This window comes from Ectopseudomonas alcaliphila (assembly GCF_900101755.1).
Taxonomy (GTDB): domain Bacteria; phylum Pseudomonadota; class Gammaproteobacteria; order Pseudomonadales; family Pseudomonadaceae; genus Aquipseudomonas; species Aquipseudomonas alcaliphila.
Genome location: NZ_FNAE01000011.1, coordinates 86,839 through 99,885, shown reverse-complemented (window position 1 = coordinate 99,885; position 13,047 = coordinate 86,839). Strand labels below are relative to the sequence as shown.

Sequence of the window (13,047 nt, the reverse complement as noted above, 5' to 3'; positions counted from 1 at the left end):
GAGCTAACCAATACTAATTGCCCGTGAGGCTTGACCATATAACACCCAAACAATCTGCGAAGGCATCAGCCGGAGACAGAGGGTGTCGATGGTGAAGTCGACAGAAAGCCGAAAATTTGCAAGAACTACAAATCATCTATCACGTATCCAAGGGATAGCGTCTCACGACGACATCCCAACCGAATTGCTTGACGACCATAGAGCGTTGGAACCACCTGATCCCATCCCGAACTCAGTAGTGAAACGACGCATCGCCGATGGTAGTGTGGTGCTTCACCATGTGAGAGTAGGTCATCGTCAAGCTCCTATACGAAACCCCAGATCGCTAACGCGGTCTGGGGTTTCTTCTTTGGGGCGCGGAAAACAACGCGTTGTGTAGGGTGCGCTGCGCGCACCGCTCAAGGCGCCGACATGCCGGTGCGCGCGGCGCACCCTACGGTTGATCCGCTGACGCCTTCACGAGCAGAGCTCGCTCCTACAAATTCTCAGCCTCAGCACTCGCCTCTAGCTTAAGTATCTGCTCGCTATGGTCGTCTTGTTCTGATGAGTCACAGGCCATCAATGCGCGACTTCCTTCAGAAGGTTCTCGATTGATAACTCCTGATCCTTGCGATCCAACCAGACGTGGCGAGCACTAAGGCATTCTCCTATGCGTCAATCGAGTCGTATCACCTTCCGCTCTACCTTCCGCATCAAGATCAGCGATCGAGAAAACGACACGCTGATCGGCTACGCAGGCGATGTTTCCGAGTGCGGGATGAAACTGCTGAGCGATACGCCGGTGGAGCCCGGAAGTGAACTGAAGCTGCGCGTGCGCATGCGCGATCGTCAGGGAGAGATGCGCCAGGTGGATGTGAACATGGTCTGTCAGTGGTCGCAGGAGAATACCCGCACGGGCTTCTTCGAAGCCGGGCTGGCCTTGCAGGATGAGACGGCCGAGTACGTCCGGCTGATCGAAGGCATGCGCAAAGTGCGCAAGGAAAAGGCTTAGGCGGGAGCGGATGGCGGGGCGATGGCGTGGCAATCTACTTGCGAGGTCGGCGTGGTGGATGCGCAGCACGCATCCACCAGTGTGTTGAAACCTTTGCTGATCAACCCAGTGTGCCGAGGATATTGACGCCGACTCTTTCCGGGATCTCGTTCTGTGACAGTACATGCAGGCCGGGGCTGAATACCCGGGCGTAACGCGCCAGTAGCGGGCGTAGCTGCGGCATCACGGTAAGGATTGGCGGGTGTCCGTCCTTGCGCAGTTTCTCCTTCACCACCGGCATGGTGTTCTGCAACTGGTTGAGCAGACTTGGTTCCACCGGGATGTTGTCCAGGCTCACCGGGCCGGCCTGCTGGGCGATGGCCAGGGCATTGAGCAGGGTGTTCTCCAGTGCATTCTCGAGAATGAACACCGACAGCTCCTGACGCTCGCCTGCGATCATGCCGACGATACTGCGGCGCAGCGCGTAGCGCACGTCCGAGGCCAGCAATACCGGGTCCTTGGTCGATTCGCTGGCCTCCAGCAGGGTGGTAGCGATGGTGACGATATCCTTGAGCGGCACCTGCTCCTGCAGCAACTGGCGGTAGACGCGGTGCTGCTGGGTGTAGCTGAGCTGATTCTTCAGGCTCTCGGCCAGTTTTGGTGCCTGCACCTGAAGACGCTGCATCAGATGGTCGACATCGTCGTGCTTGAACACATCGGGCAGATGCTCACGGACGACCTTGTTCAGGTGCGTGGCGATGACGCTGGCACAGTCGATCACCTGGTAGCCGAGATTCAGCGCACGCGCCTTGTCTTCTGGCTGGATCCACACCACCTGCATGCGATAGGCCGGGTCTACGCCGAGAATGCCGTCGATCTCGCCATAGAGCTCCGGGGAGGGGATGGCCATCATGCGATCTGCATGCAGCTCGGCGCTGTCGATCTTCTCGCCATTGATCTGAATGCTGTACTGCGACGCCTTCAGGCGCAGGCTGTCGCGGATATGCACTTCCGGCAGCAGGAAGCCCAGGCTTTCCGACAGGGTCTGACGTACGCCGCGCACGCGCTGGGTCAGAGGTGCGCCGGCGGCTTCGTTGACCAGGCCGACCAATTTGTAGCCCAGCGACACGGACAGACGCTCGACCAGCGGGATGTCCTCCCACACCATGTTCTGCGCGCGTTCCTGTTCCATCGCCTTGCCCAATGCCTCGACCTGTTCGAGGCTGGCGGCTTCAGTGGGCGGGCCATTGCGCGACACCATCCAGGCGATGAACGCCACCAGTGCGGCGAAGCTGATGAAGGCCAGGTGCGGCATGCCTGGCACCAGCGCCAGGGTGAACAGAATACCGGCCACGGTGTACAGCAGTGCCGGTTGGGCCAGCAACTGGCGGTTCACCTGCTGGGTGATGTCCGAGGATTCGTTGATCCGCGTGACGATGATCGCCGCCGCAGTGGACAGCAGCAGTGCCGGTATCTGCGCCACCAGACCATCACCGATGGTCAGCAGGGCGTACTGCTGGAAAGCCTGGCCTGCGCCCAGGTCATAGACGAACAGGCCGATGGCGAAGCCGCCGAACAGGTTGATCAGGAGGATCAGGATGCCAGCGATGGCATCGCCACGGACGAACTTCGAGGCGCCGTCCATGGCCCCATAGAAGTCGGCTTCCTTGGCCACTTCCGCGCGGCGGCGCTTGGCTTCGTGCTGTTCGATCAGGCCGGCATTGAGGTCGGCGTCGATGGCCATCTGCTTGCCCGGCAATGCATCGAGGGTGAAGCGTGCGGTGACCTCGGAGATACGCTCGCCGCCCTTGGTGATGACGATGAAGTTGATGATCATCAGGATCACGAACACCACCAGGCCGACAATGAAGTTGCCGCCGATGACCACCTCACCGAACGATTCGATGACCTTGCCCGCGGCCCCCGTACCGGTGTGGCCCTCGAGCAGCACCACGCGCGTGGAGGCGACGTTCAGGCACAGGCGCAGCAATGTGGTGATCAGGATCACCGTGGGAAACAGGGAAAAATCCAGCGGACTTTTCGACGACACACTGACCAGCAGCACCAGGATGGCCATGGCGATGTTGAAGGTGAACAGGGCATCGAGCAGCACCGGTGGCAGCGGCAGGATGACCATGGCCAGGATCGACAGGATCAGCACCGGAATACCGATGCGGCCGCTGCGGAAGGTGGGCGCGAGTTGCTGCAGTAGGTTCATGAATCAGCCCCTGTTGGCCAAGCTGTCGGGAATCGGGAGGTTGCTCGCCAGTTCTGGCTTGCTTCTGCGGCCCTGGCGCCAGGCCTTGAGCTGCAGGATGTAGGTCAGCACATGGGCCACGGCGGTATACAGCGGCGCCGGGATCTGCTGGTTGATCTGGGTGGTGAAGTAGATGGCGCGTGCCAGCGGTGGAATCTCCACTACTTCGAGTGCGTGCTTGGCGGCCATCTGACGCATGTACAGCGCGGTTTCATCGACGCCCTTGGCCAGCACGAAGGGCGCGGCGGCCTTCTTGGTGTCGTACTTGAGCGCTACGGCATAGTGCGTCGGGTTGACGATGACCACGTCGGCGTTCTTGATCACCTTGCTGATCTGCCTTTGCAACATCTGCCGTTGCAGCTGCTTGATGCGCGCCTTGACCTCCGGGCGGCCCTCCTGGTTCTTGTGCTCCTCCTTGCGCTCCTGCTTGGTCATGCGCATCTTCTTGAGGAAGAAGTAGCGCTGCAGCGGGATGTCGATGAAGGAGAACACCACGAAGATCAGCATCAGGCACAGGGTCAGATTGAAGGTCAGGTCCAGCGCTGCCGAGATCGCCTCGAGCACGCTGCTGCGCTGCAGGGCGACCAGGTCCGGTAGGGCCGCGCGCACCAGAACGTAGCCGACGCCGAGCAGCACCAGCACCTTGAGTATCGATTTGAGCAGTTCACTCCAGTTCTGCGCCGAGAAGATCCGGCCGAGGCCGGTGATGGGATTGAGCTTGCTGAGTTTCGGCGCAAAGTTTTTCGCGGAAAACACCCAGCCGCCCGGCACCAGCGACAGCGCCACCACCAGTACGGAAGTGAGCAGCAGCGGTGATAGCAGTTTGATGAACACCAGCATGTTGTAGCCAAGCAGGGTGTCGAGATCATCCAGGCCGATCTCGCTGTGGCCGAACTGGATGTACGACAGGCGGAAGCTGTCGCTGAGCCCCTCCATAAAAAGTCCGGCGCTGAGCTTGAGAATGAACAGGGTGGCGATCAATGAGATGGTGGTCGACAGATCCTTGGAGCGCGCGACCTGGCCATCATCCTTGCTCTTTTTCAGTTTGTGCGCGGAGGCTTCTTCCGTTTTCTCCTGGCCGCTGTTCTGCTCAGACATCGCCGCCCTCGCGCAGAATCACGCCGATGCCGTTGAGCAGCTCGCGGGTCAGGTGCAGGTAGCTGTCGGGCAGGTTGGGCAGGGTCAGATAGATGCACAGCAGCCCCATCAGAATGCTGATGGGAAAGCCCAGGGAGAACAGGTTCATGGCCGGCGAAATGCGGTTGAGCAAGCCGAAGCAGAACTGCACCAGGGTCAGGCAGAACACCACGGGCAAGGTGACCAGCACGGCTGCGGCCAATACCCAGGCGAACGCCTGAACGAAGCTCTGCGCGCCCAGGTAATGCAGGCCGCTGCCGACCGGCCAGAACAGGAAGCTCTGGTACAGCACACTGATGGTGACCAGGTGGCCGTCGATGGCGAAGAACAGCAGCACCAGCAGAATGAAGTACAGCTGGTAGATGATCGAAGACGACGACACGCCGTTAACCGGGTCGTTGTAGCGCGCCATGCTCATGCCCATCTGCGTCGACACCACCTCACCGACCAGCATGAAGATGGTGAACACCAGTTGCAGGGTCAGACCCAACAGCACGCCGAAAGCAATCTGCTCCAGTGCGGTCATCAGGCCCTTCAGTGACAGCGGATCGATCTGCGGCATGTCCGGCAGCGCCGCGCCCAGGGCGACCGTCAGGGCCAGGGCGAGGAGGATACGCACGCGTACCGACACCGCCTTGTGGTTGAACAGCGGCGCCATGCTGAGCAGGGCAACGATGCGGCAGAACGGCCACCAGTAAGCCTGCAGGCTGGTCAGATACTGGCTGGCATGCAGCACGGGTTCGGACATGCGTCAGCCCACCAGATGACCGGCCTGCTTGAAGGTTTCGATGAACAGATCCCCCAGCGTGCGCAGGATCCAGTGGCCAGCGAACAGCAGCATCGCCAAAGTGATCAGCAGGCGCGGGAGGAAGCTGAGCATCTGTTCGTTGATCTGCGTGGCCGCCTGGAAAATGCTCACCAGCAGGCCGCCGAGCAGGCTCGGCACCACCAGCACGCAGACGATGATGCCGGTGATATAGACCGCATGAGCCACCAGCTCGGCGGCGTGTTCGGGCGTGAGCATCGCGAAGCCTCGCTAATAGGGCTGAATACTGGTGGTGAGGGTGCCGACCAGCAGCGTCCAGCCATCGACCAGGACGAAGATCATCAACTTGAACGGCAGCGAGATCATCATCGGCGATAGCATCATCATGCCCATCGCCATCAGTACGCTGGCCACCACCAGGTCGATCACCAGAAAGGGCACGAAGATCATGAAGCCGAGCTGAAAGGCGGTCTTCAGCTCGCTGAGCACGAAGGCTGGCAGCAGCAGGGAGAAGTCCAGTTGGGTCAGGTCCTCGGGCATTTCCTCACCGGCCAGGGCGACCAGGGTTTCCAGCGAGTTCTTGCTGGTCTGCGCCAGCATGAACTGGCTGATGATGCGCTTGCCTTCGCCCAGACCCTGCTCGAGGCTGATCTGGTCCGCCTCGAAGGGTACGTAGGCCTCGGTGTACATCTCCTGCCATACCGGGCGCATCACCAGCAGCGTGAGGCACAGGGCGATGCCGATCAGTACCGGGTTGGGCGGGCTCTGCTGCAAGCCGATGGCCTGGCGCAGGATGGCCAGGACGATGATGAAGCGGGTGAAGCAGGTCATCATCATCAACATGGCCGGGAGAAAGCCCAGCAGCGTCATGATCAGCAGGATCTGCAGCTTGACGCTCAGGGTCTGGCCATCTTCGGTGTCGTTGAAGTTGAACAGGGTGATGTCGCCGCCGGCCGCCTGGGCCAGCAACGGGCAGCACAGCGCCGCCAGCAGCAGGCCGGATTGCAGCAGACGGCGCAGCATCACACGCCCAGCCCGCTGAGGCCGCTACCGGACAGCTCGACGATGCGCAGGCCGTAGTTGCCGTTCATCACCACCACTTCGGCCTTGGCGAACAGCGCGCCGTTGACCTTCACGTCCAGCGGTTCGCCGGCCAGCTTGTCGAGGGCGATCACGCTGCCGGCGTCGACGTCCATCAGCTCCTTGAGGGTGATCTCGGTGGAGGCGACTTCCAGGGTGACGTTGACCGGGATCTTGCCGAAGAAGCTCAGGTCCTGCTGCGGCAGGCTGGCAGGCGCTTGCTCCGGGACGGAGTCGCTGACGGCCTCATCGAGGTTGAGGCCGGCGTCGTTGATCAGGCTATCGAAATCGTTATCGGAAATGGGGCTGCTCATGGGGTCTTCACGCTCTCAAGAGAAGTCAGGAACAAGGAGCCGTCGTCTTCGAAGATGGCGCCGCGAAACAGCTTCTGCTGGTTGATCTGTACATCGCAGCGCTCCAGCAGGCGCATCGGCAGGATGTCGCCGGGGCGCAGGGCAAGCACTTGCGACAGTGGCATCTGCAGGCTGGCCACCACGCAGTCCAGGCGCACCGGCAACTGGCGAATCTGATTGAGCGAGTTGCCGCCCTGGGGCACCGGGGCCGGGGTCGTAAGGCGGCTGGTCAGCTCATCGACCAGTTGTGTATCCAGATAAATGAAGATCGAGGCCTGGCTGCCGGTGATATGGCTGGTGAACTGGAACTCCGCCACGTACTCCCAGGCCGCTTCTTCATAGGTGCTGTCGTAAGGCTCGAGCTTGCCGAAGGTCTGCCCGGCGAGAATCGAACGGGCGAACAACTGGGTCACGTCCAGACCCAGGCGCGTACGCATGCGCTGCTCCGAGGTACTCACTGGCGGCGCTTCATGGTTGGGCAGGCAGGTGCCGCCGTAGTAGCACTCCAGCGCTTCGGTCAGCAGCGCACGGTCCATGGCGAAACCAACCTTGCCCAGCGTCGAGCGATACAGGCACTCGGCATCTTTATCCACATGCTCGTGAACATCGACTCGCAGCAGTTCGAGATTGATCCGATAGTTACGCAGAAAGTAGTCACTGATGATCCGTGGATACTTGCTGGAGAGCTCGCGAATATAGTGGGGAATCTTGTGGTAATGCCGGCCAAGTTTCTGCGGTTTCAACCGGGTCAGACTGTCGGCGGGCACGCCATGAAGGACTTTTTTAATCCCGGTCATGTTGTGGGCTGTATTCCTGGTTGTAACTGCGCGTGCACCATCGAGTGCATTCGATGGGCGTGCAGAGGACGTTTTGATATGCCGGCGGGCTGTGGCAGCAATGCCTTGGCCATGGCGTCGAATTCATCCGGGAAAAGCGCGCAGGCCCGTGATGACGAGGAGGAGTCTAGGCTGAGGGAGGGCGAGAAATTAAATCAATAGATATCAAATGCTGTTTTTGATAGCGGCTTGCCAGCATTGATAGGAAATAACAACAAGTAATTCGGCGATTTTCTGTGCGCTTGTTAACATTCGCGCCGTGATCCGTTGCGCGTATATATGGCACGCCGCCAAGTGCTGCCGAAGTTGACTCATATAAGCGACGGAAAGTTTCGAAAGATTAAGGGGCCACGTGAAAAAAATCTGTCATCTGTTTGGCAGTTTTGCACACAGGGTCGAATGCCGCCGCCGGGCTCATGAAAGACATCGGGTGATTTACCTTGAAGCATTCAACTCAAACGGTAAGTTACGCCTGCGACGAGTTGTTCAATGAACAGCTGGGGCAGCAACATATAGTGGTGATCGGTCAGGCCGATGCGGCCAGCGAGCGCCTGTTGACCGGTGGTCTGCTACGCCAGGGCTTTCAGGTACGCCGCTTCGCCAGCTGCCTGGAGCTGGACCCGCGGGCACTGGAAAGTGCCAGCCTGGTGCTGGTGTTCGTCAGCAGCCTGGCGGGCAACACCCTTTATGCACAGGTAGGTGCCATCCTGCGCCAGGTTGGTCGCGTGGGTGTGGTGCCGGTCGTGGAATACGCCGACCAGGAGAAAGCTGCGGCATTGCTCGAACTGGGCTGTGTCGACTACCTCCTGGCACCTTTCAGCGAAGCCCAGCTCAGTGCGTTGCTGCGCCGTCAGGAATCGGCCAGCGCTGGCGAAGAGGGATTCGTTTCCTGCTCGCAGGCCGGGCGCCGTCTGCTGGCCATGGCCCAGCGCGTGGCCATGACCCGTGCGCCCATTCTGATCACCGGCGAAACCGGCACCGGCAAGGAGCTGATGGCCCGCTACATCCACCGCTTTTCCGCGCAGGATGACGCGCCCTTCATCGCCGTGAACTGCGCGGCGATCCCCGAGCAGATGCTCGAATCCATTCTCTTCGGCCATGAAAAGGGTGCCTTCACCGGTGCCGTGAGTGCTCAGCCCGGCAAGTTCGAGTTGGCCAATGGCGGCACATTGTTGCTCGACGAGATCGGTGAGCTGCCGCTTGGCCTGCAGGCCAAGCTGTTGCGCGTGCTGCAGGAGCAGCGCGTCGAGCGTCTTGGCGGGCGCCGGGAAATTGCTCTGGACGTGCGCATCATCGCCGCGACCAACCGTGATCTGCAGCAGGAAGTGGCAGAGGGCCGTTTCCGCGCCGACCTGATGTTCCGTCTCGATGTACTGCCGCTGCATATCAGCCCGCTGCGTGAGCGCAAGGAGGACGTGCTGGCTCTGGCGCGCCGCTTCATCCGTCAGTACGCCCCGCAGGACGCACGCCATGAACTGCTCACCGAAGATGCCTGCAGCGCGCTGCTGGCGCATGACTGGCCGGGCAATGTGCGCGAGCTGGAGAACTGCCTGCAGCGCGCGCTGATTCTGCGCAATGGCCTGTACATCCAGGCTCAGGACCTGGGCCTAAGCGTACCGCTGAGCAGTGCGCCAGAACAGGCGCCACGCCTGCAGCCGCAGGCGCTCGAAGGCGGCAAGGCAGCCTTGCGCGCGAGCGGCAAGTGGGCCGAGTACCAACACGTGATCGACACCATCCGCCGTTTCGGCGGACACAAGACCAAGGCTGCCGAAAGCCTTGGCATGACCCCGCGCGCACTGCGTTATCGCCTCAACGCCATGCGCGAGCAGGGCGTTCAGATTCCCGTCTAGGAGAAGCAAAGGATGAATCCGATTAGCCAGGTGCAGCAGGACCTGCTGGGCCGTATGGAGCAGCTGAAGAACCTCAGCGAAGCGATGCCGATCAAGCCGGCGCAGGCCTTTGCCATGCAGCCCGGTGAGCCGGGTTTTGCCGCGGCTTTCGACAATGCGGTACGCGCGGTGGATGCGCAGCAGCATCGCTCCGGCGAGCTGATGGCTGCGGTCGACAGCGGGCAGAGCGATGACCTGGTGGGGGCGATGATCGAGAGCCAGAAAGCCAGCGTTTCGTTCAGCGCGTTGATGCAGGTGCGCAACAAGCTATCCAGCGCTTTCGACGACATCATGAAGCTGCCGCTGTAAGCGGATCGGGGACTGACGCGTGCTGCAGACCATAAGAAGCAAGCTGCCTGAACACGGGCTGAAACTCGATCCACGCATGACCCTGATCGGCCTCGCGCTGATCGCCGCGTTGCTGGCGGTTGGTGTGGTGTTCTACCTCTGGCGCGACCAGGGCTCGTTCCGTCCACTGTATGGCAGTGGCGAGGCCTATCCGGCCGCCGAGGTGATGCAGGTGCTCGACGGCGACGCGATCAGCTACCGCCTGCATCCGCAGAGCGGTCAGGTGTTGGTGCGCGAGGATCAGCTTGGCCGCGCGCGGATGTTGCTGGCGGCCAAGGGCGTGCAGGTCAAGGTGCCGGCCGGCTACGAGCTGTTCGACAAGGACGAGCCGCTGGGCACCAGCCAGTTCGTCCAGGATGTGCGCCTCAAGCGCAGCCTTGAGGGCGAGTTGGCGCGCACGGTGATGGCGCTCAAGGGGGTGGAAGGCGCCCGCGTGCACCTGGCGCTGCAGGAGAGCAGTTCCTTCGTGGTCGGCAAGCGCGAGCCGGGCAAGGCTTCGGTGATGCTGCAGCTGGCGCCTGGCTACAAGTTGGCGCCGGAGCAGGTCAGCGCCATCGTCAATCTGGTGGCGGGCAGCGTGCCGCAGCTCGATGCCGGCAATGTCCAGGTCGTCGACCAGTACGGCGCACTGCTGTCGCGCGGTATCGACACGCTGGGCGGCCCGGTGCAGAACTGGCAGGTGGTCGACGACTACCAGAGCAAGGCGGTAGCTAACGCCGAGGCGGTGCTGGCGCCTGTGCTCGGTGGCGGCAACTACCGTATCAGCGTGTCTGCCGATATCGATTTCAGTCAGAAGGAAGAGACCTTCCAGTCCTACGGCGAGACGCCGCGTCTGCGTAACGAAGTGCTGCGCGACGAGAGCGTGCTCGACCAGTTGGCCCTCGGCGTCCCCGGCTCGCTGGCCAACCGTCCGCCGCAGCCCGCGCCGGAGCCGCCTGCCGATCAGGCGCAAGCGGGGGCTCAGGCGGAGAATGCCAACCAGGCGGCGACCTCGCTGCGCAAGGAGTCCAACCGCCAGCTGGATTACGACCAGAGCGTCACGCACGTCAAACATGCGCCCTTCAGCCTGCGTCAGCAGAGCATCGCCGTGGTGCTCAATGCCGCCGTGGCGCCAGAGGGTGGCTGGACGCCCGAGGCGCGCGAGGAGCTTACGGCGATGGTCAAGAGCGCGGTGGGCTTCAATCAGGCGCGCGGTGATCTGCTGACGCTGAGCGTCTTCCCCTTCACCGATGCCGCTATCGGCAGTGCCGGATCCGAGCTGCTGCCCTGGTGGGAAAACGCCAAGGTGCATGACCTGGCCAAGCTCGGCGTGTTCGCCCTGATCAGCCTGCTGCTGTTGCTGATGGTGGTGCGCCCTGCGGTGCGCAGCCTGAGCCAGCGCAGCCAGCCGGGTGTGCCTGTGGCGGTCGAGGGCGACGACCAGCTGGCGCTGCACGCCGAACGCGCAGCCGAACGCCTGCTGGCGCGTGTTGGCGACGATGCGCCGGGCGCTACCGTGCTCGGCGAACTCAGCCCCCTGTCGGAGATTCGCCTGCCGGCGCCCGGCTCGGGCCTGGAGCTACAGATCGAACACCTGCAGATGCTGGCCAAGAACGATCCCGAGCGTGTCTCGGAAGTCATCAAACAGTGGATAGGGCGTAATGAACGAGACCTCAACCCAGCCTGACGGCCGCGGCGGCTCCACCGCCAAGGAAATGCGCCTGCGCGTGCAGAAGCGTTCGCTGAGCACGTCCGAGCAGGCCGCCATTCTCATGCTGAGCATGGGTGACGAGATTTCTGCCGGGGTGCTCAAGCACTTCTCGCGCGAGGAAATCGTCAGCATCAGTCAGGCGATGGCGCGGCTGTCCAACGTCAAGCAACCGATGGTTTCCGATGTCATCGGCCGCTTCTTCGAGGACTACAAGGAGCAGAGCAGCATCAAGGGCGCCTCGCGCGGCTACCTCGACGGCATGCTCAGCAAGGCGCTGGGCAGCGAAATCACCCGCTCGCTGCTCGACAGCATCTACGGCGAGGAAATCCGCGCCAAGATGGCCAAGATGGAGTGGCTCGACCCCAAGCAGTTCGCCGCGCTGATCGCCAAGGAGCACGCGCAGATGCAGGCGGTGTTCCTCGCCTTTCTGCCGCCGGGCATGGCCAGCGAAGTGCTCGAATGCATGCCCAAGGAGCGTCAGGACGAGCTGCTGTATCGCATCGCCAACCTCAACGAGGTCAACAGCGACGTCATCGCCGAGCTGGAGCAGTTGATCGAACGCAGCCTGGCGGTGCTCAGCACGCAGGGTTCGCAGGTGCGCGGGGTCAAGCAGGCGGCGGACATCATGAACCGCTTCAAGGGTGATCGCGGGCAGATGTTCGAGTTGCTGCGCGCCCATGACGATCAGCTGGTCGAGCGCATCGAGGATGAAATGTACGACTTCTTCATCCTCTCGCGGCAGAACCAGGACGTGCTGCAGGCGCTGCTCGAAGCCGTGCCGCTGGAAGAGTGGGTGGTCGCCCTCAAGGGCGCCGAGCCCGAACTGGTACGTGCCATCACTGGCGCCATGCCCAAGCGCCAGGCGCAGCAGATGGAGTCGATCAACCGGCGCCAGGGCCCGGTGCCGTTGAGCCGCGTCGAGCAGGTGCGCAAGGACATCATGGCCGTGGTCCGCGAAATGTCGGCCAGCGGCGAGCTGCAGGTGCAGCTGTTCCGCGAACAGACGGTGGAATGAGATGACGGTCAAGGTGATCAGCGGCGACGCCCGCCCGTGGCGCGCCTATCGCTTCCCCCCGCGCAGCAGCCAGCCTGCAGTGGACTGGAGCGGCGATGCCGCCGGCCTGCAGCGGGCCATGGCCGATGGCTTTCAGCAGGGCATCGAGAAGGGTTACCAGGATGGCCTGCAGCAAGGCGAGGAAGCCGGGCGTCAGGCCGGCTTCGAGCAGGGCCGCGACGAGGGGCTCAAGCTCGGACGCGAGGAGGGCCGCAGTGAAGGCCGCCGCGAATTCGAACTGGCCGCCCAGCCACTGCAGCAGATCAGCGAGAAGGTCGAACAGTACCTTGGCGAGCTGGAGCACAAGCGCCGTCAGGAGCTGCTCGAGCTGGTCAAGAAGGTGTCGCAGCAGGTGATCCGCTGTGAGCTGACACTGCATCCGACTCAGTTGCTGGCGCTGGTCGAGGAAGCCCTGACCAGCATGCCGGGCGAGCCCGAGGATGTGCAGGTGCTACTCAGCCCCGAGGAATACGCGCGGATCAAGGCGCTGGCGCCGGAGCGCGCGGCGAACTGGAAGCTGGTGGCCGACGAGCGCCTGGCGTTGGGCGAGTGCCGCGTGGTCACGCCGCAGGCCGAAGCCGACGTGGGTTGCCAGCAGCGTCTGGATGCCTGCATCGACACCCTGGCCGAACATCTGCACCTGACCGAAGCCTGAGCGGGAGCAGAA

13 protein-coding genes and 1 rRNA gene are annotated in these 13,047 nt (G+C 62.3%); 7 read left to right on the top strand and 7 right to left on the bottom strand.

All coding sequences use genetic code 11. From position 1 onward, the window contains the following. The first annotated feature begins 187 nt into the window (after positions 1 to 187). Positions 188 to 303: ribosomal RNA gene (gene rrf, locus BLR77_RS23140) — 5S ribosomal RNA — on the top strand. Positions 304 to 649: 346 nt separating this feature from the next. Next, positions 650 to 991, top strand: coding sequence for a PilZ domain-containing protein (locus tag BLR77_RS23135; protein ID WP_074682294.1), 342 nt, complete (start codon positions 650 to 652; stop codon positions 989 to 991). Positions 992 to 1,091: 100 nt separating this feature from the next. Here BLR77_RS23135 and flhA read toward each other — a convergent pair whose 3' ends face one another. From flhA to BLR77_RS23100, 7 genes are read right to left on the bottom strand one after another with little or no spacing between them, the layout of a single operon-like run. Next, positions 1,092 to 3,188 carry a flagellar biosynthesis protein FlhA gene (flhA, locus tag BLR77_RS23130; RefSeq protein WP_074682292.1) on the bottom strand — a complete coding sequence of 699 codons (2,097 nt, stop codon included), beginning with the start codon at positions 3,186 to 3,188 and terminating at the stop codon, positions 1,092 to 1,094. Positions 3,189 to 3,191: 3 nt separating this feature from the next. Continuing rightward, positions 3,192 to 4,325, bottom strand: a complete 1,134-nt coding sequence (gene flhB, locus BLR77_RS23125; RefSeq protein WP_074682290.1) for a flagellar biosynthesis protein FlhB — start codon at positions 4,323 to 4,325, stop codon at positions 3,192 to 3,194. Continuing rightward, the gene (fliR, locus tag BLR77_RS23120) at positions 4,318 to 5,112 is read right to left on the bottom strand and encodes a flagellar biosynthetic protein FliR (RefSeq protein ID WP_074682288.1); all 795 of its coding nucleotides are present in this window, start codon (positions 5,110 to 5,112) and stop codon (positions 4,318 to 4,320) included. Before fliR ends, flhB begins: the two co-directional genes overlap by 8 nt. A 3-nt stretch (positions 5,113 to 5,115) precedes the next feature. Beyond that, a complete protein-coding gene (locus BLR77_RS23115; protein ID WP_017676096.1) occupies positions 5,116 to 5,388 on the bottom strand; it encodes a flagellar biosynthetic protein FliQ in 273 nt (90 codons plus the stop codon). 12 nt (positions 5,389 to 5,400) lie between these two features. After that, positions 5,401 to 6,153 (bottom strand): flagellar type III secretion system pore protein FliP, encoded by a 753-nt coding sequence (gene fliP, locus BLR77_RS23110; protein WP_074682286.1) that lies wholly within the window; start codon positions 6,151 to 6,153, stop codon positions 5,401 to 5,403. Continuing rightward, on the bottom strand, positions 6,153 to 6,524 hold the full coding sequence (gene fliN, locus BLR77_RS23105; protein ID WP_021490734.1) for a flagellar motor switch protein FliN: 372 nt from the start codon (positions 6,522 to 6,524) through the stop codon (positions 6,153 to 6,155). Before fliN ends, fliP begins: the two co-directional genes overlap by 1 nt. Then, complete coding sequence (locus tag BLR77_RS23100) at positions 6,521 to 7,360, bottom strand: FliM/FliN family flagellar motor switch protein (protein WP_074682284.1); 840 nt, start codon at positions 7,358 to 7,360, stop codon at positions 6,521 to 6,523. Before BLR77_RS23100 ends, fliN begins: the two co-directional genes overlap by 4 nt. Before the next feature lie 479 nt (positions 7,361 to 7,839). Here BLR77_RS23100 and BLR77_RS23095 point away from each other — a divergent pair, with 479 nt between their 5' ends. The 5 genes from BLR77_RS23095 to fliH are packed head-to-tail and all read left to right on the top strand — an operon-like array spanning position 7,840 to position 13,035. Then, complete coding sequence (locus tag BLR77_RS23095) at positions 7,840 to 9,249, top strand: sigma-54 interaction domain-containing protein (RefSeq protein WP_074682282.1); 1,410 nt, start codon at positions 7,840 to 7,842, stop codon at positions 9,247 to 9,249. Between the two features lie 12 nt (positions 9,250 to 9,261). Next, positions 9,262 to 9,597, top strand: a complete 336-nt coding sequence (locus BLR77_RS23090) for a flagellar hook-basal body complex protein FliE (protein WP_074682280.1) — start codon at positions 9,262 to 9,264, stop codon at positions 9,595 to 9,597. 19 nt (positions 9,598 to 9,616) lie between these two features. Then, a complete protein-coding gene (gene fliF / locus BLR77_RS23085; protein WP_074682278.1) occupies positions 9,617 to 11,302 on the top strand; it encodes a flagellar basal-body MS-ring/collar protein FliF in 1,686 nt (561 codons plus the stop codon). Further along, on the top strand, positions 11,277 to 12,341 hold the full coding sequence (locus BLR77_RS23080; RefSeq protein WP_021490730.1) for a FliG C-terminal domain-containing protein: 1,065 nt from the start codon (positions 11,277 to 11,279) through the stop codon (positions 12,339 to 12,341). The genes fliF and BLR77_RS23080 overlap by 26 nt, the downstream gene beginning before the upstream one ends. Before the next feature lies 1 nt (position 12,342). Further along, the gene (gene fliH / locus BLR77_RS23075) at positions 12,343 to 13,035 is read left to right on the top strand and encodes a flagellar assembly protein FliH (protein ID WP_074682276.1); all 693 of its coding nucleotides are present in this window, start codon (positions 12,343 to 12,345) and stop codon (positions 13,033 to 13,035) included. Positions 13,036 to 13,047: the final 12 nt, after the last annotated feature.